Source organism: Bradyrhizobium sp. Unk1 (assembly GCF_059512345.1).
Window position 1 is genome coordinate 1 of sequence record NZ_JCAMOP010000247.1, and the last position, 389, is coordinate 389.

Annotated in this window: 1 protein-coding gene; it reads left to right on the forward strand. The window is 64.0% G+C overall.

The genetic code is table 11. From position 1 onward, the window contains the following. A partial coding sequence (locus AC5ZFO_RS48340) for a PLP-dependent transferase (RefSeq protein ID WP_496124315.1) occupies positions 1-389 on the forward strand: 389 nt, incomplete at both ends.

Below are 389 nucleotides of genomic sequence, written 5' to 3' on the forward strand. Positions count from 1 at the left end.
CGGGTTTCGATGATCCTGATCGAGACCCCGGCCAATCCGACCAACGGCCTCGTCGACATTGCGATGATCCGCCGCATCGCCGATTCCATCGGCAAGGCCCAGGGACACACGCCGATCATCGCCTGCGACAACACGCTGCTCGGCCCGGTGTTTCAGCGGCCGATCGAGCACGGCGCCGACTTGTCGCTGTACTCGCTGACGAAATATGTCGGCGGCCACTCCGACCTGATCGCGGGCGCCGCACTCGGATCGAAGGCGATCATGAAGGGCATCAAGGCGCTGCGCGGCGCCATCGGCACCCAGCTCGATCCGCATTCGTGCTGGATGATCAACCGCTCATTGGAGACGCTGAGCCTGCGCATGGAAAAGGCCGATGCGAATGCGCGCCT